Raw genomic sequence first — 23,049 nt, 5'->3', positions numbered from 1 at the left:
CCGGCTTTAGCCGGTCAGCTTTAGCTGCGATAATCTGGCCAAGGAGGTGGCAATGGACTATAGATACGGCAGCCATACGGTTTACCAAATTGAATACCACTTTGTTTGGGTAACAAAATATCGTTACAAGGTGCTGAGTGGTGAAATAGCAGAGCGAGTAAGAGACTTGGTGCGCCAAACCTGCGAAGCGTTTGAGATACGGATTATAAAAGGCGTAGTCAGTAAAGATCATGTCCATATTTTGGTGAGTGCCCCGCCGAATATGGCGCCCAGCGAAATCATGAGGAGAATCAAGGGACGAACTTCGAGCTATCTGTTTGAGGAGTTTCCGCATTTGAAAAAGCGGTACTGGGGAAAACATTTTTGGGCACGTGGCTATTTTTGCGCCACCGTTGGCCAGATGACCGATGAGATGATTAAACACTATTTGGAGCATCATTTTGAACCTAACCCAAACGATAATTTTAAAATGGAGCCGGATTAAGACGCGTCGTTTAGTCGACGCGTATCCGGACTTTCAGTCCGTTATTCGAACCCACCCGCTTGAGCGGGTGGTTGTTTAGTAAAAGGACCGAATGGGATACTTACAGGGACGGTATTATGGTTAGCGCCGCAAGCATATTGTTTGAGCAGGATTTATCCCCCTTTGTCAATGCAGTCCGTTCAAATATAAAAGTTAAATTAAAGCAGCAGCAATTTGATGCGCTAGTTATGCTGGCCTTTAATATCGGTGCTGGAGCAAATGGCTTTTCCGGTTCATCAGTCGTTAAGCTGGTGAATGATCCTGAAGTTAAGACCAATTACAAAAATCTTGAAGCAGCGTGGAAAGCTTGGAGTAAATCCCAAGGTAAGGTGATGAAAGGGCTCGAAAACAGAAGAGCATGCGAATGGAGTGTTTATTCACAAGGTATTTACAAAAAGTGGTGAAACAATGTTTTTAATCGGGCCGAAAGCAAAAATTTTTTTCCTAGCAGCATGGTTGCTCGCACAGGCGTCTTTTTGCTTTGCCATCGATAATCCGGATGCGCCCGATCTCGTTGCAGACTTTGAATCGCGCAGCAAAAAATATGAACTCGTTGTTGAGAAACAAGCGCAAAATCAAGAGGAAATTCTCAAGGCATATGTTCAATACGGTGACTTTCTCGATCAAGAACTCAACCAGGTCTATACGGCTTTAAGCAAACAACTTAATGCCAATAGCAGACAGTCCTTGCTGCGTTCGCAGCGTCTATGGATTCAGTTCCGCGATGCGGAGTACAACTTTATCGATAATAACTGGACATTAGACAATTTTGGATCGTCGTCGGCTATTTCACGCAGTGCATACCAAACAGCCATTATAAAGAATAGAGTGGTTGAGCTATTGCATTACTTAAAAAACTATCCAGAAGCTAACAAGTAAATTCCTGCGATACTTGTGCTACGCAGGCTCAAACGTTTGGGCTGCTCACGAGGGCTGAGGTTTGTATAGCCTATGCAACTATGCAGGACGGGATTTGTAAATCCCGTCCTGCTTGAGCTATTTCCCTTTCTGATCGTCTGTCAAAACTTGCAGCCAGCCTTCCACTTCGGGGATCAATTCGCCGGTGCCGGCCAACTTCAGCGTTTCCTTAAGATAGCCATGCTCTACTATCGGTAACGGTAAAACGCCCTGGCCGCCCATGCCGTTGTGAGCCGTGATGCTGCTGTCCTTGGGGTCGGCCAGCAATACCCGACCGGCGATTTCCAGCTTGTCCATATCGACCACAACCAGATCGTTGGCGAATTTGCTGGCTACATAGGCGTAATAGCCGCCGCCCTTTTTCATGCCGAAATGGGCGCCATGACAGCCCGGTTCGCAAGGCAGACTCTTGATCACTTTATTGGTGGCCGTATCGACGATGGTAATGGTCGCGCTCAAGGTGTTGGCGGTGACCACGTACTTGCCATCCGGACTGACTGGAGTCTGGATCGGCAGCAGGCCATAGGCTTCGCCGCTGATCTTGCCGGATACCGGATCATAGTCCGCGGCCAAATCGATATCCTTTAGCTTTTTCTTGCCGGGAATATCGATGACCGACAAGGTACTGAGCAACGGAGGGGTGCCGAGCAGATTGGCTGCATAAGCGGTGGAGCCGTCGGGCGTGCCCCACACGGCGATCGGGATAACGCCGCCAGTCGGAATTTCGGTGTTGCTCTCGGCATTGAGATCCACCACCGACACGCTGCCGGCGAGGGCGTTTGGCGTCACCATGTACTTGCTGTCCTCGGTAATATAGTGGCCATGAGGCGAGCTATGAGGACCCGTGTTGATGCTCTTCTTGGCGGTTGGATTCTTGCCGCCGGTCATTTTGACTACCTGCTCGCCAGCGTTGATGGCGACATAGAGCATGTCATCCAGGGGCCGGGAGATGACATGGGAAGGCGATTCGCCGACCACGACATTGCTGTAGACCTGGCCGTTGACGCGATCGAAGGTCAACATTTTCTTGTCAAACCACTGGGTCTGATAGATATGCCGATAATGTTTGTCGGTCCACATATTGTGAGGATTGTTCATGTCCTCCTTAACGCCCTTGAACTTGCTGGCCACATTCCAGTCCGCGGTGCTGATTCGAGTGGCGGTGCCGGCCTTCTTTTTGCCTTCGATCATTTCGAACTGGGTGTTGACCCAGACTTCGCCCACCCCCGGCGTCTGGGGCGTTTTCAGCTCATTGGGCATGGTCATGCTGAGCGCGCTGAGGCTGATGGTGTTGCCTTCAATGTTGAGCGGAATATCGGGCAGTTTCACTTCCCACTGCGGCTTGCTGTAATCGCGCCACAGGTTCGGGGTGGTTGCCACGAAGAAGGTGCGCAGCAGGCGCTTGGCGAGGTCGCTGCTGGCCGGTATCTTGGCGCCGGTCACCAATTGCAGTTCGCTGCCGATATCCAATCCCTCGGTTTTCTCATCGTCCACGACCACGGCGCCGAACATATACGGATGCACCTTGCAGGTAAACACGTACAGTCCCGGTTTATCGAAAGCGGCGGTCACGCTGGCGTTAGAGGGCTTGTCCTGGTCAACCGGGAAATTTTTCGCACCTGCCGGCCATAGCAGGCTGGTGATGGTATGCTCGGTTTGAGTGTCGGTCATTTTGACCATCGCTGCCTGATTGGGCTTAATGACGACCAGTGCATCGCCGTCGAGGGGATCTTTAAACCATAGCCCCGGTTCGTCGGACATCTCCAGCACCGCTGAGGGCATCAGGCCCGGAACGCTGAGGATGAGGTTGTCATCGTTCGATGGCGCCGCCGCCCATGAGGGAGCGGCAAGACTGGTCATTAAAATCGCTGCTGTCAAACTAGAAATTTTGTTCATATTAATATCTTCCTATGTTTACTTGACTACTCTGAAACCGCCCATCATGCCGCTTTGCATGTGCTGCAGAACGTGGCAGTGGTAATGCCATTCGCCGGTACCCACCCCTTCGCCCGCCTTGAGCACGAAAACTTCGCGGGCAATCGGGCTGATGTTGACGGTGTCGACCACATGGGAGGTTCCCGGTTGAAGCCAGCGGTGTCCATGCAGATGGAAAGTATGAAAGGCCGTACCGATGCCTACGACATGGAAGCGCACCAGCTCGCCTTCACGAGCGCCAAGGGTGGGATTGGTCCACAGAGGAATCTGGCGGTTGGCGAGATGGTTGAGCTCCATGCCCCAGAAAGTGGTTTCGTGCATCCACAGGACAAATTCCCGCTTGATGTCCTTAATATCCACCTGTTTCATCTGGCCGTCGATCAGCGCAGCTACTTTGCCGCTCTTCGGATTCACGATGAGCGTTCCGTACAGCCCTTTGTCCTCGGCGCCCAGCATCGGATCGCCAAAGGCGTGGTCGTGATAGGGCCAGGTGCCTGCAGTGCCCGGTGCCGCGGTCCATTTGTAGGTGTAAGACTTGCCAGGAAAGGCGGCCTGGTCGGCCAGATGATTGAACACTTTCATGGTGCCGTCGCTCTCAATCGGGAAATGAACGCCATGAACATGAAGGCTCACCGGATCGGAAGCATCCTTGATGGCATGTTTAAGGGTTATTTCCGCGACATCACCTTCGGTCATGATGATTGTCGGGCCCGGGATGGTAGGTTCGGAACTGTAGCGGTCGGTAATATCCTGTACCGATCCGGATGAATTGCGGATTTTGTGGCTGACCATCCGGTAAGCCAATTGACCGGATTCCAGTTTGGCCCCCTCCATTTCAATGAGATGTGTATTTCCCGACTCTTGCGCCGCCATGACAGGTTGCGCGAGCGCCATGGCGCAGCACATTAAAAAAATTCTCGTTAACATAGTGTTTCCTCTCTTCAAAAATCATCTTTAACTGAAGTCTCCATTTCCTATCAGCGTCGTTAAAACAGCGGACGGATATCCTTTAAATAAAAATTTACGATCAATACGATCCATGATGAAAATAAAAGCAACGGCTGGTCCGATCGCATCAACACGGTTTCACGTCTAGGCGTTGCCAGTGTTGTTGGAATTCAAATTTCAAGTAAATCCTGAAAGTTGGAGCTGGCGGCATTTTTGTCGCGCGAGCCTTTGATGGAAGCACGGCCGATTGCGGTTTTAGAGCGTTAAGTTTGTTCGCATGGGCAACAAAACATCGGGCGTTCTCCTTTGGGTTGTCTGGATGAAAACGATTTTCAAATCGATTTTTGCACTAATCATGCCAAGTAGTGTCAGGGCTTTATATCTTCATCTTTTACATCTTTTACATCTTTTACAATATAAATGTTGTGTAATTAACAACGTATTAAGGCTGTCCATTTAACAACCAGGTTATCACTATGACGACAAATAGCTTTTTTACCTCGCTGATTCCATCGCAGCGGGCTTTTCCGCGCCATGCGTCGGTAGGGTTCAGGGCTACTGCCATTAAGTTAAGAGCGTCGAGCTGGTCTTACCTGGAGTCCAAAGCTTGCTTTGGTTGACTTAGCGATTTTTCCAAAGCAAGCTTTGGACTCCGTTTTTTCTTAACTTAATGGCAGTGAGGGTTCAGGGCGGAGATTTGCCCGATACCTGTGGCCGGCCGATCGTATCAACAGCCTGAATGAAGCGAAGCAGGGGAGAACCCCAATGGATAGATAGATTGCCGATTCGAAAGCTTGGCGTCGGCCAAGTGCTGTCGCTTAACCTGGATGTTGCAAACACTGCCCCGCTTGAGTTACAAAGTGAGCTTTCATCCTGCCTGCTTCGCCTAGTCGCCGCCTTCAACAAAAACAGCCTGCAGGGACGCTTCATTCAACTTAAATAACAGCATGAGATCACTGAAAATTATCATAATCCTGGCTGTGATAGCCGGCATCGCGGTTATCGTCTGGTACGCCAGCCGTCCCAGGCCGGCTGACGAAAACAGCCTGACGCTATACGGCAATATCGACATCCGCCAAGTCGAGCTGAGTTTTCATGACACCGAATACATAGCAAAAATGCATGCCAAGGAAGGCGATCAGGTCAAACAAGGCCAGCTGCTGGCCATGCAGGATCTGGAGCGTTTTCAGTATACGATGGACAACGCCAAAGCCAAGGCCGAGGCCCAGCGTCAGGTGGTGGCAAGGCTGGAAGCCGGCTCGCGTGTTGAAGACATCCGCAAGGCGCAGGCGGATGTCAAGTCAGCCCAGGCAGCTGTGGCGTTCGCGCAAAAGGAATTCGACAGGATGCAGGAGATGGTCCGGAGAAAATCGGCACCAGTACAATCGCTGGACCGGGCCCGCTCGGAACTGGATGCGGCCCGCGAGCGGATGCGCTCCCTGAAAGAACTGCACGAACTTGCGGTTATCGGCCCGCGCGTGGAAGACATCGCCGAAGCCAGGGCGCAGCTGGAAGCCGCCGAAAGCGCATTCAAGCTGGCGAAAAAAACCTGGCAGGACGCGCATCTCTACGCGCCTGCCGACGGCATCATCCAGGATAGGATTCTGGAGCCGGGCGATATGGCCAATATCAACACGCCGGTTTATACGCTGGCGCTGATCGATCCGGTCTGGGCGAGAACCTATGTGCCGGAAAGTCAGCTGGGCAGGCTGAAATACGGCATGCCGGCGCAAATCAGGACGGACAGTTATCCCGGCAAAGTCTACGACGGCTGGGTCGGCTTTATTTCGCCCACAGCCGAGTTCACGCCGAAAACCGTGGAAACGCCGGAACTTCGCACCAGCCTGGTTTATCAGGTGCGCGTTTTTGCCTGCAACCCGCAAAACGAATTGCGCCTTGGCATGCCGGTTACAGTGAATATTCCTCTTGCTTCAAGTCCTGAAAGCAGTGCATCGCCGCCTTGCAAGGAGCGGTAATGCCTGATTCATATACCGGTCAGACAGTTGTCGCGCTCGAATTCCAGGCTGTCAGCAAAAACTTTGTTGCCGGCCGGCGCACCGTAAGTGCCTTGCGGAATGTGTCGCTGGCGCTGCCGAAAGGCACGGTGGCCGGTCTGGTCGGGCCGGACGGCGCCGGCAAAACCACGCTGATGCGGCTGGCGGCGGGATTGCTGTTGCCGGATTCGGGTCGTGTCACCGTGTTCGGGCATGATAGCGATACTCAGGCCGAGCAGCTTCGCGGACTGACCGGTTATATGCCGCAACGCTTCGGCCTGTACGAAGACCTCAGCGTAGCGGAGAACCTGAACCTTTATGCCGATCTCCATGGCATCGGCCGGGAGGTGAGGCGACAGCGCTTCCAGGAATTGACCCGCATGACGAACCTCGCGCCTTTTTCCGCACGCCTGGCCGGCCGCCTGTCCGGAGGCATGAAGCAGAAACTCGGGCTGGCCTGCACGCTGCTCAGCCAGCCGCAACTGCTGTTGCTGGATGAGCCCAGCGTCGGGGTTGACCCGGTATCGAGACGGGAGCTGTGGAGCATTATCGATCAGCAGGTGAAGACGAGCGGCACGACTGTACTGTTAAGCACGGCTTATCTCGACGAGGCCGAGCGCTGCATGGAAGTCATGCTGCTGGATGAGGGCGAGCTGCTGGACCATGGCAGTCCGGAGGCTTTCAGGCGAAAAGTCCAGGGACGCTGTTATCGCATCACGCATCCTGGGCTTTCCAACCGCGATCTGCAAAACCGCCTGAGCGGCCAGCCCGGCATTACCGATGCCGTCATCCAGGGCGAGGCGGTGCGCGTCGTTTGCGACAGCGAAGACGCGGTCAATGCGGCGCTGCCAAAAACAGACAACGGCAAACCACGAATCGAGACTATCGCGCCGCGGCTGGAAGACGCCTTTATCGAGCTGTTGAATAAACGCCGCGCGCCGATCCGGCAGGCGGACAGGATAACGGAACCGTCCGCGCCTGCCGCCGATGAAGAGATCATTCGCGTCGACGGCGTCGACCGCTGGTTCGGCGACTTTCAGGCGGTAAAAAAATTGAGCTTCACGGTCAGGCGCGGGGAGGTCTTCGGACTGCTGGGCGCAAACGGCGCCGGCAAAACCACGACTTTCCGCATGCTGTGCGGATTGCTGCCGGCCAGCAGCGGCCAACTGCGGGTCGCCGGCGTCGACCTGCGCAAGGCCGCAGCCAAGGCCCGCGCGCGGATCGGCTACATGTCGCAGAAGTTCTCGTTGTATTCGAATCTGAGCGTGAGCCAGAATCTGGCGTTTTTCAGCAGTGTTTACGGCCTGAGCAATGCGCGCCGTAACGATCGCATCCAGTGGGCCTTGCAGCAATTTGAACTGGAGGCGAGCAAAGACGCCAACAGCGGCGATTTGTCGCTGGGCTACAAGCAGCGTCTGGCCATGGCCTGCGCCTTGATGCACGAGCCGGAAATCCTGTTTCTGGACGAGCCCACGTCCGGCGTCGATCCGCTGGCCAGGCGGGAGTTCTGGAACCGCACCAACCGCCTGGCCGCAGCCGGCGTTACGGTGCTGGTGACCACGCATTTCATGGAGGAAGCCGAATACTGCGACCGCCTGGTGATCATGGCCGAAGGCGATATCTTAACGGCTGGCACGCCGGCTGAGATCAAGCGGCAGGCGCGCGCACCAGGCCTGCCCGATCCGACCATGGAGGATGCGTTTATCCAATTGATACAGGCAAGACAACTATGAGCGATTCAAGAGCCAAAAAACGCATGCGGCTGAGGGGGCTGATCGCCAAGGAGTTCCTGCAGATCTGGCGCGATCCGAGCAGCCTGGCCATTGCTTTCATGTTGCCGGTGCTTTTGTTGTTCATGTTCGGTTACGGCGTTTCGCTGGACGCCAAACGGGTGCCGATAGGTTGGGTCGTGGAGAATACCACGCCTGAAACCGCGAGTTTCACGGCGGCCTTTCAGCAGTCCGAGTATTTTCAGTCATTTCATTTTGCCGATATGGCGGCCGCCGAACACGCGCTCCTGAATAGAAAAATCATGGGCATTATCCGGCTGCGCGGAAATTTCAGCAGCCAGCTGTTCAAGCAGAACTCGCCGGCCATCCAGGTCGTCGTCGATGGCGTGGACGCCAATACCGCGCGCCTGGTTTCGGGCTATGTGCAGGGCACATGGAATGAATGGCTGAGCCATTTGTCCAGGTCGCGCGGCACAACTCTGTCGAGGCCGGTCATCGCCGAGCAGCGGATCTGGTACAACAGCGCGGTGCTGAGCAAGGACTTTCTGGTGCCGGGCCTGATTGCCATGATCATGACGCTGACCGGCGCGCTGTTGACGGCCATGGTCATGGCCCGCGAATGGGAGCGCGGCACGCTGGAGGCCATGATCGCGACGCCGGTCACGATGGGCGAAGTCCTGCTGGGCAAGCTGATTCCGTACTATCTGCTCGGCATGGGCGGGATGCTGTTGTCCATTGCCATGGCGGTGTTTCTGTTCGACGTGCCGCTGCGCGGTTCGTTTTGGGTATTATTGCTGACCGGCACACTGTTCCTGCTGGTCGCATTGGGCATGGGGCTCTTAATCTCGATTATCGCCAAAAACCAGTTCGTTGCCGGCCAGGCGGCCATCATCGTCACTTATCTGCCGGCCTTTCTTTTATCCGGATTCATTTTCAATATTAACAGCATGCCGGCGGCCATACAGGCGTTCACGTATCTGGTGGGCGCGCGTTATTTCGTGGCGATTTTGCAAACTGTATTCCTGGCCGGCGACGTCTGGCCCGTCATTCTGCCCAATGCGCTGGCGCTGGCCTTGATGGCGGCCGTGTTGTTCGCGCTGGCTGCGAAGAAAGCCCCGAAACGGCTGGAGTAATTATGTGGGCCATGATTCATGCGCTATTGATCAAGGAATTTCTGGCTGTGCTCCGGGACAGGAAAAGCCGTTTCATTTTGATTGGTCCGCCGATGATCCAGCTTTTCATATTCAGCTATGCCGCCACTTTCGATCTCAGCCATATTCCCATTGCGGTCTATAACGAGGACCCGGGCATTGCCTCGCGCGATTTTATCGAGCGCTTCACCGCTGCGCCGGCGTTTACGGAAGTTTTGAGAATCACCCGTCAGGAACAGATCGCGCCGGCCATTGACGAGAAGAAGGTGTTGGCCGTACTGCATCTCGGCCCGCATTTCAGCCGCGATCTGTATTTGGGCCGGAAGCCTGCCGAAGTGCAGATTCTGATCGACGGCCGCGATTCCAACACGGCGCTGATCGCCCTGAATTACATGCAAAGCATAGTGGCGGCGTTTAACCTGAGCTGGGCCGAGCGGCATCGCCTGCCGCTGCCGCCCGCGCAATTGCAGATCAGGGCCTGGTTCAACCCGAACCTGGAAAGCCAGTGGTTTATCGTTTCCGGTATTGTGGGCCTGCTGACGCAGGTCGTGACCGTCATCGTCACAGCGCTTTCCATTGCCCGCGAACGCGAGCAGGGTACCTTTGACCAGTTGCTGGTGACGCCGCTGACGCCTTTTCAGATACTGGTGGGCAAAGCGTTGCCGGCGATGATTATCGGCATTCTTGAAGCCTCATTCATCATTTTCATGGCCGTGTTCTGGTTCAAGGTTCCGATGATCGGCAGTCTGGCGGCGCTGTATCTGGGCGTGGTGCTGTTTGTGCTTTCCAATATCGGCATCGGCCTGATGATCTCATCGCTATCCGTCACTCAGCAGCAGAGTCTTTTGGGGGCATTCCTGTTTTTAGTGCCGTCCGTCATCCTGTCCGGCTTTGCCACGCCGATCGCCAATATGCCGCCGCTCGTACAGGAGCTTACATTGCTCAATCCCTTGCGCTATTTCCTGGTTATCGTCCGCGGCGTTTTTCTTGAAGGCCTGCCGACGTCAGTATTGCTTTCGCAATACTGGCCTTTGGCCGTGATCGGCATCGTCACCCTGATCTGCGCCTCCTGGCTGTTCAGGCGGCGCATGTATTGAAAAATAGCGGTCACGCTGAGCGCAGCAAATGGCGGCTAGCAGCGCGAGCGGTGCCTACATCGCTCCCGCGAAGACTTTTAGCCGAATCCTAAGCGAATGGATGAATGCGCAAAATAAACCAATTTCATGCCCATGATGAGAAGTCCGTCCTTAATTTACTGCCACGGTTTTTCATTGATGGGGGGCAAACTGGTCAATTTAAACACCAGCGGATTAGAACCCGTTATTAACTCCATTTTGAAAGATACAGTCGTCTGGCCCATTCTGGCGCCATTTTGTATCAGCCTTATCTCGGGCAGATCGATTTGTCCGGTTGCAGAGTTAAAAGTTGCGGCAGTATTCGAAGACACAGTGGTCAGTTCAGCGCTATCCAGCTTGAATCCGTAGCCGGTCGGACTGCCTTCGAGCGGAATGAGCCTCAGCGTTGCACGGTACTTTTGACTGCCGACGTTGACAACCGGCAGCGTCATGACACCGCTATCAGAAGAGTAAACAGCCGGGGGAGAAATATTCGGAAGATCGGGACTTTCCAGGGCAAATAGCATGGGGGCCGAGCCAGCTACCCATTTCAGTCGGGCATCCCCGCTGCCTTGACTGACGCCCTCGGACATCAACGTTACCGAATGTAAAAGCAGTTGTCCGGTTTTAGGGTCATACGTCGCGGCAGTATCCGAAGAAGCCGTAGTCGGTACGGCGCTATCCAGTACGAAGCCGTAGCCGGTCGGGCTGCCTTCGAGCGGGGTGATTCTCAGCGTTACCCGGTAGTTTTGATTGCCGACCTTGACGACCGGGAGCGTCAGCATGGTGCCGTCAAAAGAGGCGTTAAGACCCGCGCCTGTCCCGGAGTCGCCGCGTGTTGCGATGATCTCTACAGCGGCATAGTTCCAATGATTGCCGGTCGGCTCGCTGTCATGGATATTGACCAAACCGAGAGCATCGGACGGCGCACTGGTCGATTGCACCCAAAAAGTATTGCCGGCTCCTGTATCGATCCCCTGGTAGACGAGCACTTGCCCAGGTACGGGCTTCCGGGCCGCTGCACCGCTCCAATCGTTGCCGACTGCCCATACCCAGTTACCCGCCGCTATGCCGGGCAGGGAGATATCGGGCGCACCGGATGCACCGCCTGTAACGCCTTGGATGCCTATGCCGGCGGCGTGGGTGAATGCAACGACAATGAGTGAACCATCAAAAGAACCTTTCTCGGGGGTTGATGTGACTGTGGCGTTGGTCAGTATGCCAGGCGCTCGCGCTGACCAGATTTCTGCCGTACCGCCTTGAGTATTGCTGCGTTTGACAAGCTGCCAGCTCAGGCCGGCGCCGCTTACTGCGGCTGTCTGAGCCTGATTGGCCGGGCCATCATAGGCTACAAAAGCGACGAGCAAATCGCCCGCTGTCGTAGTGGAGAACGGGGGCGTGGTTAGTGCTCCGGGCCCTTCCTGGACCACAACGGCTTCTTTACCGATAACGTCAGGCAGCGGCGCAGAGTTGTCCACGGTGACGGTTTGTTTTGCTGGTTTGCCTGCATTGTCGGTATTGCCGGTTTGTCCGGCCGCATCGGTGGCCGAGGCAGTCAGCACGTGTGAGCCGTCAGCCGCTGTTTTGGTGTTCCACCGGGTCATGAAGGGCGGATGGGTCACCGCAGAACCTAGCGGTTTGCCGTCGATAAAGAACTGGACGCGCGCAACATGCCTGTCATCGGTCGCGGCCGCGCCAACCTCAACAATCCCGGACACTGTCGAGTTAGCCTTAGGTTGAGTTAATGTGATGGTCGGGACCGTGGCATCTTTCTCGCCCTGGGCCGCAGGCAGCACTACCACGACGGGCGAGGTGCCGGTGCGTCCGGCCGCATCAGTGATCTGGGCGGCCAGCCAATGGGTGCCGTTCGTTACGGTCGTCGTGTCCCAGGCAAAGGGGTAATTCGGCGCCTGGGTGCTTTTACCCAATGGCGCGCCGTCGAGAAGATACTGTACGCCAGCATTGCCGGTTGCACGCGCATTTGCTCTGAGGGAAATAGTGCCGAACAGGTGATCGCCGTCCTGAGGTGATGTCATGACGATGTCGGGCGGTGTTGAATCCGGGAAGACAGGATCAAATGTTTGTATGACCGCATTGTCTTTGATGACGATTTTGATGCCGGTAATGTTGTTTTTTTCGTTGTTCTCGACGATGAAATTGTCCGGGTCAGCGATCGCCCGGAACCAATAAGTGCCATCGGGCAGGCCTGGCTTTTTGGTAGCGGGATTAATGGGGAGGGGAATAGATTGGCCTTCATCATTGTAATCGTAATTATCTACATAACCGACAGCTATACCCCGCAGAGACCTTGGGTCAGTACACGGTCCTTGGTTGGTGAAGGCACCAAAATTCGGCAGTGTTTTATCATAGGCGAACGAGTTGACGATGCAAAAGCCGATTTTGGGACTCAGCGCAACGGGTGCTCCGAGGCCGCCATCCGGAGCAACCGAGTAAAGCCCGAAGGCTGCCAAGGGGTAGTGGAAGTGCCCATGCTCGGCGTGAAACTCGAACGCGCCGGCTATACGAATCTTTCGGCTGATCGACCATTGGTCGGCGTCGAGTGAGTAAATATGCTGGAGGCCTTGGTAATTACCGGATGCCTCATTGTAATTGGGCTGGATCTCGAACGGCCCTGGACCGGCATTGGCAATGTTGTGCGTGTAACGGAACTCCAGCCCGGCATCCGTCGGCACAATCTTCATATCCTCTGCCGGGATGATATTCCATAAATCAGGCAACTGCTCGGCGGCTGTGCCGGGGACGGGTGCAGAAAAGCTGCTTATTGCCAAGAGTGAGATAAGAATAGACTTACTAGACATACAGACTCCTTAGAAATCTCAAGTAATTGCAGGCTCGGCTGGCAAATCGAATAGTCGCTTCCATGCGCCAAGGTCAAGACCCTCTGCGGCTTGGGCAGAATAGATCAGTGCATCAGTGATGCATGCCCTTATGTCGTCATATGAATTGCCTGACTTAATCACGGTCAGCCTATACCGCGCGGGAAGGCAGGCAAGCTGGACGTTACCAGTTTCTTATGTCTAAATTTAGTTTCCTGAGATTTATTCGGCCTCCAGGTCGCTTGGTTGGCATTTGCGAAATGTCTTTTTTATCTCGAAGGCAACAGGCGAATTCTTCGCCTTCTGCATAGAGGTTGAGGCATAGATAATTCCGGTATTATTCAAATTATCAGCGCGCTAGGCGTGCTTTAGGGGCATAAGTATTCCTCGTTCTTATTGAACCTGACAATGGGTACAAATACTTAAGAATCTGTTCAGCCTCTCTGCAGCGACGTGCAATGGCGGGAAAACCAGTCGGCTTTCGCCGCAGCAGAGAATCTGATGTATTATGCTCAATGAATTGGCATCGTAACGTCAGTGAATAACTGATATTACGCAGTTAGTTGGGATTTGATTAAAGTGCCGCTAGCGCGACGGTTTTATTTAATCGGGTTTATCGCACCCGAAGGCGAGTTACTTGCTTTTAACAGCCTGTGTAGGCTGGGTTGGAGCTTTAGCGGAAACCCGGCATGGGCGGCCGAAATGCTGGGTTTATCAACCCGGCCTACCGCTGTCAAAAGCGGCGGTGCCTCGGCACGGCAAACGGGATGAAAGCGCCCGTGCGTAACATCAGTACATAAGAGGGGATATGCATCAAGGCAGTGTGATAGCGAATATTGTTCAACCGCTGGAGCGGCGGATTTTTCTGGCTGAAGTACGCTGGGAGCGGGGCATTATCGCCGCTATAACCAGATTGGGTTATGAAGACCCGAACAAGACTTACCTGTTGCCCGGTTTCATCGATGCGCATGTGCATATCGAAAGCTCGATGCTGACACCGGCCGAGTTTGCGCGCATCGCCTGCCGGCACGGCACCGTAGCGACGGTTTCGGACCCGCACGAGATCGCCAATGTGCTCGGGCTGGAGGGGATTCGCTTCATGTGCGATAACGCGGCATTGACGCCGCTGCCGATCCTGTTCGGCGCGCCGTCCTGCGTGCCGGCCACGCCGTTTGAAACGGCCGGCGCGCGCCTGGAAAGCGAACAGCTGGAATATCTGTTCCAGAACAGGCTGACCGGCTATCTGTCGGAAATGATGAACTATCCGGCCGTGCTCAACAACGATCCGCAGATCATGGCGAAGCTGGAGCTGGCCAAACGCTACGGCTGCCCGATCGACGGCCATGCGCCCGGCTTGAAAGGTGAGGCCATGCGGCGCTACGCCGAAGCGGGCATTTCCACGGATCATGAGTGTAGCACGCTCGACGAAGCGCGCGCCAAACTGGCGGCCGGTATGCATATCCTGATCAGGGAAGGCTCGGCGGCGCGGGATTTCGATGCCCTGCATACGCTGATCAGCGAATATCCGGAGCGCGTGATGTTCTGCAGCGATGACAAACATCCCGATGATCTGGCCGCGGGCCATATCAATCTGCTGGCAGCCAGGGCCGTCGCTTACGGCCATTCCGTTTTTGACGTGCTGCGCTGCGCCTGCCTGAATCCGATAAGACACTATGGCCTGGCTGTCGGCCAATTGCGGATCGGCGACCGCATGGACGCCGTGGAAGTCGACAATATCAGCACATTCAAACCGGTCAGCACCTGGATAGTCGGGCAGAAAGTCGCGCAGCAGGGCATAAGCCTGCTGCCCCGCATCAAGCCTGAGCCCATCAATCGCTTTAATGCCAGTCCCATAACGGACGCCCATCTGGACGTGGAGGCGAAGGGCAGGCAAATCCGCGTCATCAAAGCGGCCGATGGCGATCTGTTCACGCAGGAAACGCTGCATGCGCCCAAAATCGAAAATGACAAAATAGTGCCCGATCCGGAACGCGACCTGCTGTTGCTGGCCGTCGTGAACCGCTACCAGGATGCCCCGCCGGCGCTGGCGTTTATCGAAGGCTTCGGACTTAAGCAGGGCGCCCTGGCTTCGAGCGTTGCTCATGATTCCCACAATGTTATCGCAGTCGGCGCCGATGCCGAATCCGTCTGCCGGGCCGTCAATGCGGTCATTGCCGCGCAGGGCGGCATTGCGGCGGCCAATCAGGCCGGCGTCGAGCTGCTGCCGTTGCCGATCGCCGGCCTGATGAGCCATGACGATGGCGATGCGGTCGCGGCGCGCTATGCGGAACTGAACGCGATCGCCAGACAGATGGGCTCGCCGCTGCGCGCGCCGTTCATGACGCTGTCTTTCATGGCGCTGCTGGTGATTCCCGAACTAAAGTTGAGCGATCAGGGCCTGTTTGACGGCCGGACGTTTACCTTTACGTCATTAACGGTATAAGACCATGAGCCGGTTTCTGCTTAATCAGCATCTGGTCGAAGAACAATTGCCGGCCGGTATGGTAATGCTGGATGCGATACGCCGCCATCGCGGTCTGACAGGCACGAAGGACGTCTGCCGCGAAGGCGATTGCGGCGCCTGCCAAGTCCTGCTGGGCAAACGTCTGGTCGGCGGGCTGCGCTATCAGGCCGTCAATGCCTGCCTATTGCCGCTGGGCGCCGCGGCCGATGGGCATGTCGTGACGATCGAAGGCCTGAACGGCGAGCGCCTGAATCCGATCCAGCAGGCGCTGGTCGACAATGGCGCGATCCAGTGCGGTTACTGCACCCCCGGACTGGTCATGGCATTGACGGGATTTTTCCTGAACAGCCTGATCTCCGATGAACATGCCGCCGTCGATGCGGCAGCGGGCAACCTGTGCCGCTGCACGGGCTATGCCGGCATCAAGCGTGCCATTAAACAGCTATGCCGGCAATTTGACCTGTCCGGTTCGCCGATGGGGCGCCGGATCGAGGATCTCGTACACTGGCAGATCCTCCCGGCGTATTTCTTAACGGTGAGCGAGATGCTGGCGGCGGTGCCGCATCAGGAAAAAGCATTGCCCGATGCCGTGTTCGTGGCCGGCGGCACGGACCTGTTCGTGCAGAAACCGGCCTGGCTGCAGGCGCAGCCGCTGAATTTCCTGCCGGCTTCGGAGGATGGCATTCGCCATGAGGGCGGCAAATGCGTCATCGAGGCCGCGACGACGATCGAGCAGCTGCGGACATCGCCACTGTTTCAGCAGTGGTTTCCATCCGTGGCGCAGGACTTTGAACTGATCTGTTCGGCGCCGGTCAGGGCGCGCGCAACAGTCGGCGGCAACCTGGTCAATGCATCGCCGATCGGCGATCTGGCGGTGTTTTTTCTGGCCCTGGATGCGTGGCTGGTCATTGCATCGGCAATCGGCCGCCGGACTGTGGCCTTGAAGGGCTTCTTTCAGGGCTACAAAAAAACCGATCTTCAGGCCGGCGAACAGGTTCTGGAAATCCTGTTCGAAAAAGCCGCCGCGCAGAGTTTCAGCTACGAAAAAGTCAGCAAGCGCACGCATCTGGATATCGCCAGCGTCAACTCGGCCATGAGCATCGAACATGCCGGCGGGCGCATCATCAAAGCCCATCTGGCCGCCGGCGGCGTTGCGCCGGTTCCGTTTTATCTGGCAGCAACCAGCGCCTATCTGCAGGGCAAAGCAATCACGGCCGCAACCGTTCTGGAAGCCGTGAACATCGCCCAGGGTGAGATAGCCCCGATCTCCGACAGCCGCGGCTCTGCCGACTACAAGCGCCTGCTGTTGAGGCAGCTGATATTCGCGCATTTTCTGAAACTTTTTCCCGACACCATTTACTGGAAGCAGTTGCATGCACGCTAGCGACATCGATTTGCACGCACAGGGTGCAGCCATTTTTACCGACGACATGGCCGAACCGGCCGGCCTGCTGCACGCCTATCCGGTCGTATCCGGCATCGCCCACGGCCTCATCGAGCGGATCGATTTGCAAGAGGCCTTAGGGTGTCCTGGCGTTGTCACGATTCTGCTGGCAAAGGATATTCCGGGCAGCAACAACATCGGCAATGCGGCGCCTGACGAAGTGCTGCTGGCTGAAAAGGAGGTCGTTTATCGGGGGCAGCCGATTGCCGTGGTCGTGGCCGAATCCGCAGCCATCGCCAGGCAGGCGGCCGGATTGGTGCGCGTCAGCTATAGTGAATTGCCGGCCGTGTTCGATGCCCGTATGGCGCACGCGCAGGGGTTGCACATCGCGCCGCCGCGCATTTTCTCGCTCGGCGATGTCGATCAGGCATGGCAGTCCTGCGATGTGATCGTTGAAGGCTCGGCCGCCTCAGGCGCTCAGGAGCATGTGTATCTGGAAACGCAGGTTGCTGTCGCCTATCCGCTGGAGAACGGTTGCCTCAAGGTCGTGTCGGCCACGCAATCGCCGAGCATGGTGCAGCGCGTCATCGCCCGGGTGCTGGATTGCGCCATGCACCAGGTAGAAGTCGATGTCGTGCGCCTGGGCGGCGGTTTCGGCGGCAAGGAAGAGCAGGCAACCGGCTGGGCGGCCATGGCGGCGCTGGCTTCCAGCCGCGTGAACAAGCCGGTCAAAATCAGGCTGAACAGAGGCGATGACATGCGCTGGACCGGCAAGCGCCATCCCTATGATGCGGATTTCAAGATCGGCCTGGACAAGACCGGCAAAATCCTGGCTTACGACGTCTGTTTCTACCAGAATGCCGGCGCGGTCGCCGATCTGTCGCTCGCCATACTGGAGCGGACGCTGTTCCATGCCGGCAACAGTTATTTCATCCCCAACGTGCGCGCCACGGCCGTCAGTTGCCGAACCAACCTGCCGCCCAATACGGCTTTCAGAGGCTTCGGCGGACCGCAGGCCCTATTTGTTCTGGAATCGGCGATTTTCAAGGCTGCTGCGGCGCTGAACGTCGATCCGGCCCGCATTCAGCAGCAGAATCTGCTTCAGGAAGGTCAGCAGTTCCCGTATGGTATGCAGGCCGAAAACTGCCAGGCGCAGTTGTGCTGGCGGCAACTGTATGACCGCTTCGGCCTGGAGCAGCGGCAGCGGACCATTGAAGACTTCAACGCCTGCCACAGCCTCGAGAAAAAAGCGCTGGCCCTGATGCCGATCTGCTTCGGCATTTCCTTTACTGCCACTTTTCTGAACCAGGCGGATGCTCTCGTGCACGTCTATACGGACGGTTCGGTCAGCGTCAGCTGCGGCGCCGTTGAAATGGGGCAGGGCGTGAAGCAGAAAATCAGCAGAATAGCCGCGCTGGCGTTTGCTATCGACGAAGCCCGCATCAGAGTCGAAAGCACCAATACCGCTCGCATCGCCAACATGTCGCCCACGGCGGCCAGTTGCGGCGCCGATCTGAACGGCCAGGCGACGCTGCTGGCCTGCCGGCAGATTCTTCAACAGCTTAAAACGGTTGCAGCCGGATTGCTGGGCGGCAACATCGAGCCTGAGAAGGTCTGCATCCGGCAGGAACAGGTCTGTTTAAACGGCCAACCGGCGGGGATAAGCTGGAATAAACTCGTCAGCGAGGCCTATCTGTCCCGCTCGGTGCTGTCGGCGCATGCCCATTACGCGACGCCCCACGTCTTTTTCGACAGGAACGAGGAACAAGGCAGGCCGTTTGCCTATCATGTCTACGGCTGCGCCGCCGTGGAAGTAAAGCTCGATTGCCTGCGCGGCACTTATCGCTTCACCAGCGTCAGCATCGTTCATGACAGCGGCAGAAGCCTTGAGCCCGCTATCGACCGGGGGCAGGTGGAAGGCGCCGTCGTGCAGGGGCTGGGCTGGATGACCCTGGAGGAAATCCTCTACGACGGTCAGGGCCGGCTGCTGACCGATAGCCTGACTACTTACAAGATCCCCGACATTTATTCCGCGCCGGAAATAGCCGTCGAATTTCTGGACGGCGACAATCCGACCGGCATCATGCATTCGAAAGCCGTCGGCGAGCCGCCGCTCATGTACGGCATCGGCGGTTACTTTGCCCTGGCCAAGGCGATACAGGCTTTCAATCCCGGCTGGCAGGCCGAAGCCATCGCGCCCATGACGCCGGAGAAAGTACTGCTGGCGTTGTATGAATGCGATTGCTGACGTTGCGCAACAGCCTGTCCGGCGCGCTGGTTTATGCAATGGGCGACAGCATTGCGGCGCTGCTGACAGGCGATTTTCAGTTGTCTCGCCTGATCGGCATGATATTGCTGGGCGGCACTTTGTATGCGATCGAAATTCCGGCGTATTTTGCCTGGCTGGAGCGGCGTTTCGGCCATCAGGACGCCCTCAGCCGCATCGGAAAAGCATTGATGGCCCAGGCTTTTTTTAACCCGCTCTGGATCACGAGACATATGGCGCTGATTCACTGTTTTTCAGGCCGGTTTGCCGAAGTGCAATGGCATCTGCTGAGCGTCGGGCTGGCTTCTTTCGTGCGGATCGCGCCGATTGGCTTCGCGGCCAATTACATGATTCAACATTTCATCCCGTTGCGCTGGCGTTTTCCGGCCAGCGCGGCTTTTTCCGCCTCGATGGCGGTTTATTACGCATTGAGTGTGAAGTTCTTTGGCTAATCAGGCAATATTCTGGCAACGGCTCGCAGACGGGCTGGAACGGCACGGTTCCGCCGTGCTGATGATCGTGGCCGGCAGCGAGGGCAGTTCGCCCGGCAAGGCCGGCGCGAAAATGGCGGTGCTGGCGAACGGCGAATGCTTCGGCACGGTCGGCGGCGGCGCAGTGGAGCATGGCCTGGTCGAAAAGGCCCGGTCGCTGCTGGCCCAAGGCTCGTTTCAGCCCTATTTGAGCCGGCAGCGCCACAATCTTCTTGGCACGGAAGGGCAGGCGACCGGCATGCTCTGCGGCGGCGAACAGACAGTCCTGTTGTACGGCTGCCAAGCCAGCGACAGCGCGATTTGTCATCTGGCCGGCAACATACAAGGCGTACTGACGCTGTCGCCGGACGGCATGGCATTCGACCCGGCGCGCACCCTGTCCGGACAAAGCTTCCTGCAAACCGCAAATGACTGGCGCTACGAGGAAAACGTCGGCCTCTGCAAGCAGGCCTATCTGATCGGAGGCGGACACGTCAGCCTGGCGCTGTCAAAAATCCTCGTCACGCTCGATTTCGAGATTACCGTCATCGATGAGCGCGATAACCTGGATACGCTCAAGCACAATGCCGACGCGCATCATAAAAAGATCATGCCGTATCGCTTCATAAGCGATGCCATACCCGAAGGCAATCAGGTGTTTGTATTCATCATGACGCACAGCCACAAAACCGATGAAAAAGTGGCCGAAAGGCTGGCCGGCAAAAAAGTGCGTTATCTGGGCCTGCTGGGCAGTCGGAACAAGATAGCGCAAATTAAGTCTAACCTCGGCGCCAAACTGCCTGCCGAAACTTTGCAACGCATCCGCGGGCCGATCGGATTGCCGATCAACAGCCATACGCCGGAGGAAATCGCCGTCAGCATTGCGGCCGAGCTGATTCAGATAGTGAATGGCGGGGATAGCCAGGGGATGGGTAAATAGAGAATGCAAGGATATAGGGGCGATTTCAGTCGTCCTTTAAAACTGATCACCCGAGCTTTCAATTCCTAAATTAACCTGAATTCGGGATGAAAAAGGGAGCAGGTTGTTATCACTGATATGGCATGTGTCCCGGGTCGACTGAATTCGACCCGGGACACATGCCGGGCTTTCCAAAAAGCAGCAGGTTTTTATTGGGCGCGAATACCCTAAAGGGCACAGGTAAATTCGCACCTATACGCATATTGGGTCGAACGATTACCCTTTCTTCATGAGGCTTAAACTGAATTGAGGTTAAATTAGGCAGTCTCGCCCAGTCGGCCAAACTTGGCGGCAGAATTATGAATTGTCCAAAGGACTGGTTGAATTTCCATAAGTGCTTTTACTATAAGTGCAAATACTATAAGTGCTCATACTGATTACCTACAGTTCCACAGATCTATATAATTTGTCAAAAATCGCTTAAAGGTTACTTAATTGCACGCGATCCAAATTGGATGAGCAGTGCGATAGCATTACCTACTGGTCACCTTACCATGAGTGTTAGATAAAGTTTGTCCTCTTAATAATTAATAGCCAAAGTTTATCGTTTTATACCGAGCGTTAGCATTAAAGTTCAATAATTCATTAAATATTAAACATTAAGAAAATTTAAGTGATGCAAGAAAAATAAAAAACGGTTGTCCGGGATTGGCTAATCAAGTTATGGCTGACTTCTTGGGGCGTTATTTCAACTCAATCTACAAGGATTGGCACAAATTATGTCCTTATACTATCCATTGACTAGCGCGCAGACCTCTATATGGTTTGCTCAAATGTTGGAACCTGAAAACCCTGCCTATAACATTGGTGAATATATCGAAATTTCAGGCGCCATTGATCCAGATCTGTTCAGGTCAGCAGTGAATGCTGTTATGGATCAAAGTGATAGCTTCCATCTTCATTTTATTTCTACTGAGGAAGGACCAAAGCAATACTTTTCTAGCGATAAAAACTGGATTATTCATTCTTTAGATTTTAGTGCTGAAGCAGATCCTTACGCCGCTGCTAAAAGTTGGATGTGTGATGACATGGCGCAAGCTAGCGATATCATCCCTAGTCCAATAACTACGTTTGCACTTTTGAAAATACATTCCGATTTCTTTATTTATTATCAACGCACGCATCACCTTATTTCGGATGGATTTACGGGGCCACTTATAGCCCGTAAAGTTGCAGCTACATATTCCTCCATGAGCGGAGTTAAACCACTAGACGGCAATGCTTTCGGTTCATGGCTTCGTATATTGGAAAATGAAGAAAAATATCGTAATTCAATAAGACACGAGCGAGATCGAGAGTATTGGCTAGCCCAACTGAAAGACAGGCCCGAGCCGGTAACTCTCTCGGGCAAGCAACCGGACCCGCTTCCATCCCATCAGCTTATCCGTAAGACAGAATACTTGGATTATGCGTCGGCAGAGGCATTACGCAATTTGGGCGTCTCTCATGGCGTAAGTTTGACTCAAGTCATTATCGCTGCTGCAGCGCTTTATCTGCATCGATTTACAGGTGAGGAGGATATTGTTGTCGGCATGCCGGTATCTGCCCGGATTGGCGCTGAAATGCGCAATATTCCCGGCATGATGTCGAATATCCTGCCGCTGAGATTGAAAGTTGATTCCGGGCAAAATTTTGGCGAGTTTCTCGCTCAAACTTCTAGGGCTGTGCGAGATGCTTTGCGCCATCAAAGCTATCGTAGCGAAGATCTTCGTCAGGATCTTGGGTTGCCTCCGAACGGAAGCTCCTTCTATGGTATGACTGTCAATGTCATGCCTTTCAATTATGTATCGAATTTTGCTGGCTATCCGGCACAGAATCATAATCTTTCTACAGGGCCGGAATTCGAACTTTCTCTGAGTGTTTATGACAACCAGAGCGGTTCCGACATGCGTTTTGAATTTGATGCTAATCCATCGCATTACAGCGAAAAAAGTTTATCTGCTCATATGCGCCGCCTGCTGGGCTTGCTTGCCAGACTTGCATCCTCTACGCTCGATGTGCCTATAAGCCGAATAAGTCTGCTGGAAGCTGATGAGCGGCAACGCGTACTGTACGACTGGAACGCCACCCAGGCCGATTATCCGCGGGACCGCTGCCTGCATGAACTGTTTGAGGCGCAAGCGGCACAGCAGCCTGATGCGCTGGCGCTGGTGTTCGAGGATCAGGCGCTGAGCTATGCCGAACTCAACACTAAAGCCAATCAGCTAGCGCATTACCTGCGCCGTTTAGGCGTAGGCCCCGATGTCCTGGTCGCGGTCTGTACAGAACGCAGCCTGGAAATGGTGGTGGGCCTGCTGGGCATCCTGAAAGCCGGCGGCGCCTATGTGCCGCTGGA

The 23,049-nt window shown here is 55.3% G+C and carries 16 protein-coding genes; 13 read left to right on the top strand and 3 right to left on the bottom strand.

Features of this window, described 5'->3' with window-relative positions; genetic code table 11:
* Window positions 1-52 precede the first annotated feature (52 nt).
* The 3 genes from tnpA to V2P20_RS01015 all read left to right on the top strand — a co-directional run bounded on the left by tnpA (window position 53) and on the right by V2P20_RS01015 (window position 1,402).
* The gene (gene tnpA, locus V2P20_RS01025) at window positions 53-484 is read left to right on the top strand and encodes an IS200/IS605 family transposase (RefSeq protein WP_331815102.1); all 432 of its coding nucleotides are present in this window, start codon (window positions 53-55) and stop codon (window positions 482-484) included.
* Window positions 485-600: 116 nt separating this feature from the next.
* Window positions 601-927 carry a lysozyme gene (locus V2P20_RS01020; RefSeq protein WP_331815100.1) on the top strand — a complete coding sequence of 109 codons (327 nt, stop codon included), beginning with the start codon at window positions 601-603 and terminating at the stop codon, window positions 925-927.
* Between the two features lie 4 nt (window positions 928-931).
* On the top strand, window positions 932-1,402 hold the full coding sequence (locus V2P20_RS01015; protein WP_331815098.1) for a lysozyme inhibitor LprI family protein: 471 nt from the start codon (window positions 932-934) through the stop codon (window positions 1,400-1,402).
* Window positions 1,403-1,519: 117 nt separating this feature from the next.
* Here the strand turns inward: V2P20_RS01015 and V2P20_RS01010 are convergent, their stop codons facing one another.
* On the bottom strand, window positions 1,520-3,337 hold the full coding sequence (locus V2P20_RS01010) for a hypothetical protein (protein WP_331815096.1): 1,818 nt from the start codon (window positions 3,335-3,337) through the stop codon (window positions 1,520-1,522).
* An 18-nt stretch (window positions 3,338-3,355) separates the two neighbouring features.
* Complete coding sequence (locus tag V2P20_RS01005) at window positions 3,356-4,303, bottom strand: multicopper oxidase domain-containing protein (RefSeq protein WP_331815093.1); 948 nt, start codon at window positions 4,301-4,303, stop codon at window positions 3,356-3,358.
* A gap of 968 nt (window positions 4,304-5,271) precedes the next feature.
* Between V2P20_RS01005 and V2P20_RS01000 the strand changes: the two genes are divergently transcribed.
* From V2P20_RS01000 to V2P20_RS00985, 4 genes are read left to right on the top strand one after another with little or no spacing between them, the layout of a single operon-like run.
* On the top strand, window positions 5,272-6,300 hold the full coding sequence (locus V2P20_RS01000; protein ID WP_331815091.1) for an efflux RND transporter periplasmic adaptor subunit: 1,029 nt from the start codon (window positions 5,272-5,274) through the stop codon (window positions 6,298-6,300).
* Window positions 6,300-8,051 carry an ATP-binding cassette domain-containing protein gene (locus V2P20_RS00995; protein ID WP_331815089.1) on the top strand — a complete coding sequence of 584 codons (1,752 nt, stop codon included), beginning with the start codon at window positions 6,300-6,302 and terminating at the stop codon, window positions 8,049-8,051. The genes V2P20_RS01000 and V2P20_RS00995 overlap by 1 nt, the downstream gene beginning before the upstream one ends.
* Window positions 8,048-9,181 (top strand): ABC transporter permease, encoded by a 1,134-nt coding sequence (locus V2P20_RS00990; RefSeq protein WP_331815087.1) that lies wholly within the window; start codon window positions 8,048-8,050, stop codon window positions 9,179-9,181. The genes V2P20_RS00995 and V2P20_RS00990 overlap by 4 nt, the downstream gene beginning before the upstream one ends.
* A gap of 2 nt (window positions 9,182-9,183) precedes the next feature.
* Window positions 9,184-10,296, top strand: a complete 1,113-nt coding sequence (locus tag V2P20_RS00985; RefSeq protein ID WP_331815085.1) for an ABC transporter permease — start codon at window positions 9,184-9,186, stop codon at window positions 10,294-10,296.
* Window positions 10,297-10,451: 155 nt separating this feature from the next.
* Here the strand turns inward: V2P20_RS00985 and V2P20_RS00980 are convergent, their stop codons facing one another.
* Entirely contained in the window at window positions 10,452-13,133 is a 2,682-nt protein-coding gene (locus tag V2P20_RS00980; protein ID WP_331815083.1) for an Ig-like domain-containing protein, read from the bottom strand.
* A gap of 826 nt (window positions 13,134-13,959) precedes the next feature.
* Here V2P20_RS00980 and ade point away from each other — a divergent pair.
* The 6 genes from ade to V2P20_RS00950 form a co-directional block, all read left to right on the top strand.
* Complete coding sequence (ade, locus tag V2P20_RS00975) at window positions 13,960-15,594, top strand: adenine deaminase (protein ID WP_331815081.1); 1,635 nt, start codon at window positions 13,960-13,962, stop codon at window positions 15,592-15,594.
* A 4-nt stretch (window positions 15,595-15,598) separates the two neighbouring features.
* A complete protein-coding gene (locus tag V2P20_RS00970; RefSeq protein ID WP_331815079.1) occupies window positions 15,599-16,999 on the top strand; it encodes an FAD binding domain-containing protein in 1,401 nt (466 codons plus the stop codon).
* Entirely contained in the window at window positions 16,989-19,247 is a 2,259-nt protein-coding gene (locus V2P20_RS00965) for a molybdopterin cofactor-binding domain-containing protein (protein WP_331815077.1), read from the top strand. The genes V2P20_RS00970 and V2P20_RS00965 overlap by 11 nt, the downstream gene beginning before the upstream one ends.
* Window positions 19,235-19,717, top strand: coding sequence for a hypothetical protein (locus V2P20_RS00960; protein ID WP_331815076.1), 483 nt, complete (start codon window positions 19,235-19,237; stop codon window positions 19,715-19,717). The genes V2P20_RS00965 and V2P20_RS00960 overlap by 13 nt, the downstream gene beginning before the upstream one ends.
* Window positions 19,710-20,675, top strand: coding sequence for an XdhC/CoxI family protein (locus V2P20_RS00955; RefSeq protein WP_331815075.1), 966 nt, complete (start codon window positions 19,710-19,712; stop codon window positions 20,673-20,675). The genes V2P20_RS00960 and V2P20_RS00955 overlap by 8 nt, the downstream gene beginning before the upstream one ends.
* 758 nt (window positions 20,676-21,433) lie before the next feature.
* The coding region (locus V2P20_RS00950; protein WP_331815074.1) for a condensation domain-containing protein at window positions 21,434-23,049 on the top strand (1,616 nt) is incomplete at its 3' end.

Origin of the sequence: Methylobacter sp. Wu1, assembly GCF_036553575.1 — a bacterium.
In the GTDB taxonomy this organism is placed as follows: Bacteria; Pseudomonadota; Gammaproteobacteria; order Methylococcales; family Methylomonadaceae; genus Methylobacter.
Note: the sequence above shows the minus strand (reverse complement) of the source record. Positions and strands in the feature narration are given on the sequence as shown.